The organism is Moorena sp. SIO4E2, assembly GCF_010671945.1.
Lineage (GTDB): Bacteria > Cyanobacteriota > Cyanobacteriia > Cyanobacteriales > Coleofasciculaceae > Moorena > Moorena producens.
In genome coordinates this window covers 1-3,288 of the sequence record NZ_JAAHIE010000698.1, presented here as the reverse complement: position 1 = coordinate 3,288, position 3,288 = coordinate 1, and the positions used below count along the sequence as shown (strand labels likewise).

Genomic DNA, 3,288 nt, shown 5'->3' with positions numbered 1-3,288 from the left:
TGGCAAGGAAGTGGGTCTAGTAACCACTATGGGAGCCTTGCACAGCGGTCACTTAAGCTTAATTGAGCGGGCAAGACGAGAAAATTCTCTGGTGATTGTTAGTATTTTTGTTAATCCTCTTCAGTTTGCACCGACAGAGGATTTTCAGGAGTACCCCCGTGGATTGGCTCAGGATCAAGAACTTTGCCAACAGATTGGAGTTGATGCAATTTTTGCTCCCACTGTGGATCAGTTGTATGGTGACAATCCAATGCCCACTGCGGACAAGGGTGATGAATTGACTCAAGTGGTTCCACCCAAAGCCATGACTTCTGTCCTATGTGGTGTCTCTCGTCCTGGTTTTTTTCAGGGTGTGGCAACTGTTGTGGTCAAGCTGTTGAATTTGGTACGACCAAACAGAACCTATTTTGGTCAAAAGGATGCCCAACAGTTGGCAATCATCCAGCGTATGGTGGCAGATTTAAAGTTACCAGTGACAATTGTTCCTTGTCCGATTGTGCGGGAAAAGTCGGGACTCGCTTGTAGTTCTCGCAATCAATACCTGACACCAGAGCAAAAAGCCCAAGCATCATTACTCTATCAAGGGTTGCGTAGCGCTCAGAAAGCGTTTCAAGGTGGATTATGCGATCGCATCAATCTGATTGAGAGGGTTATGTCAGAATTAGCTGGAACCCAGGATATCCAGGTCGAGTATGTGGAATTAGTACATCCTGTTACTCTCACTCCCCTCGAACAGGTTGAAGAGCAAGGATTATTAGCGATCGCAGTTCACTTAGGTACAACTCGTTTAATTGACAATATACTCCTGTCCCACCGCAAACCGATTGTGGCCATTGATGGTCCGGCTGGAGCTGGAAAATCTACCGTTAGCCGTTTGGTAGCCAAAGAGTTAGGATTGATGTATCTTGATACTGGTGCCATGTACCGGGCTGTGACATGGCGGGTGCTCAAAGCCGGTATTGACTTGGAGGATGAGCTTGCGATCGCAGAATTAGTCAGTAAGTGTACAATTAATCTGACTAATAATCAACCGGGAGAGTTTGGGATTCAGGTGTGGGTTGATGGAGAAGAAGTTACCCAGGTCATTCGCTCACAGTCCGTTACTGCCAAAGTGTCTACAGTGGCTGCCCTGAGTTCAGTACGCCGTGAGTTACTCAAACAACAGCAGCGCTGGGGTCGTCAAGGAGGATTAGTGGCTGAAGGTCGTGACATTGGCACCCATGTCTTTCCCAATGCAGAAGTCAAAGTATTCTTAACGGCTTCTGTCCAAGAAAGGGCACGTCGCCGTCAGCAAGACCTGAAAAACCGGGGGCAAGAGGTGAGCTTAGAACAGCTGGAGCAGGAGATTCAACAGCGCGACCTGAAGGACAGCACCCGTGCTGTAGCCCCCTTGCGCAAGGCAGCTGATGCTATTGAAGTACAAACCGATGGTATGAGTATTGCAGAAGTTACCGATTGTCTTGTCAATATCTACTATCAGCAATTGTCACCGGATGGCTGACCGCTAATCTTAAACAGACAATTAAACAGACAATTAGGCAACAGCTAGCCACCAGTATATAAGATGATGGTTAGTTATAGATGATAATTTACTTTCCTGGTATTTTTGCAGGAGCAAAGGAGACCAATTTTGGCAAAACGTGAGGGCTTATTCTGGTCGCGCAGTACATGGATTATAATTGCTGCTATTCTAAGTTGTATGGCTGGCTACACCTTGAAAACAAGTCGATGGGCTAACCAAAATATTGCTGCACTAATCACTAGGCAAATGCCACAGCAGCAAACTGACTCAAAGAAGGTTGAAACGTTAACTAAGCCGCCAGATAAAGGTTTGCAGCAAGGTATTGCTAAATGGGCAGAGCAAGAGAGAGGCAAGCAGATTAACTATGTTCCTCCGCAATTTCGGGGAAAATATATCGAGGACGTTGAGCTTAAAACTCCACAGAAAGTAATTGCCTTGACCTTTGACGATGGTCCTTGGCCGAAGATGACTAACGATGTCCTACACATCCTTAAAAAATATGATGTTAAGGCAACTTTCTTCGTGGTAGGGAGAAATGTTTATCTATATCCAGAAGAGCTTAAGAAAATTGTGGACCATGGTCATGCCCTTGGCAACCATAGTTGGAACCATAGTTATTACTATCATAATCCCTTAGCAGCTGCTAAGGAAATTGATAATACCACAGCACGGATTTACAAAACTATTAACGTTAAGACCTCTTTGTTTAGACCCCCTGGGGGGATAATGAACAATGGCTTAGTGGCTTACGCCCGAAAAAAAAATTACGTGATTGTAAAATGGTCAGCTGACTCAGAGGATTACTCGGTAAACCAACGTCGGTTGACCTATAATGTTCTCCGCAGAGCGAAACCGGGAGGAATTGTGCTACTCCACGATGGTGGCGGCAATCGTGCCAAGACGATACGAGCTTTACCGGTAATTATTACTGAATTGAGAAAGCAAGGTTACCAGTTTGTGACCGTACCAGAATTGTTGGATATGGCACAAAAAGAGTTGGAGATAGCACAAAAAGAACAGAAGTGACATGTAATTACTTATCAACGGTTAATCGTTAGGTAACCATTCAGCTATCAGCCGTCAGCCGTCAGCTTTTTAATAAAACAGGTAAGCCTTTGTTTAATCTCTTTTACGTCTGCTGCCAGGGATTCATAGTCTTGGGCTGATGGGCTTTTCCCCCAGGTTAAACGCCGATAAATTTGTATTAAAAATTACAGTCAAAAAGTAAACAATAGTATCAAAAATCCATAATTAACCTGTTTATTCTCCATAAGCCCGATTGATTATCAATTATTTGCCCTGTTTTAGTCGATTTGAGAGTACTCTACATTGTGGTTGCGTAAGCAAATCCTCCTTTGATTTTTGTTCAAAGTCAGCGGAAAATTCGTTGACTTTGAACAAAAAAACTGCCTCTGTTGGTGCCCGTTCCCTTGGTGAGGAAACTTCGCCCCTTGTCGCACCGCTTTAGGATGGGATTTATTCGAATTAAAAAAAAAATTAAGTTAATCAGTTTTTTTATGTTACAATTTCTACTAAATTAGATGGGTTTACCCTCACTTATATCATGTCGGGATAATTACCCTTAATAAAAATCTCCCTATCTCCCCATCTCCCCATCTCCCTATCTCCCTATCTCCCAACTCTCTCCTTAATTATGGGTATTCAACCAGACTTGATATTAGATGGGGGGATTTTTGATGCAGGAAAAGAAGTTACAAAGTTTTATCCAAAGTCCAATATCACTGGGGTATTCCTGAATCTGATCA

General features: G+C 43.6%; 2 protein-coding genes. Both read left to right on the top strand.

Features of this window, described 5'->3' with window-relative positions:
* Positions 1 to 1,501 (top strand): bifunctional pantoate--beta-alanine ligase/(d)CMP kinase (locus F6K37_RS35615; protein WP_287255615.1); only part of this gene is annotated, 1,501 nt, incomplete at its 5' end.
* Positions 1,502 to 1,630: 129 nt separating this feature from the next.
* A complete protein-coding gene (locus F6K37_RS35610) occupies positions 1,631 to 2,548 on the top strand; it encodes a polysaccharide deacetylase family protein (RefSeq protein WP_229414304.1) in 918 nt (305 codons plus the stop codon).
* Positions 2,549 to 3,288: the final 740 nt, after the last annotated feature.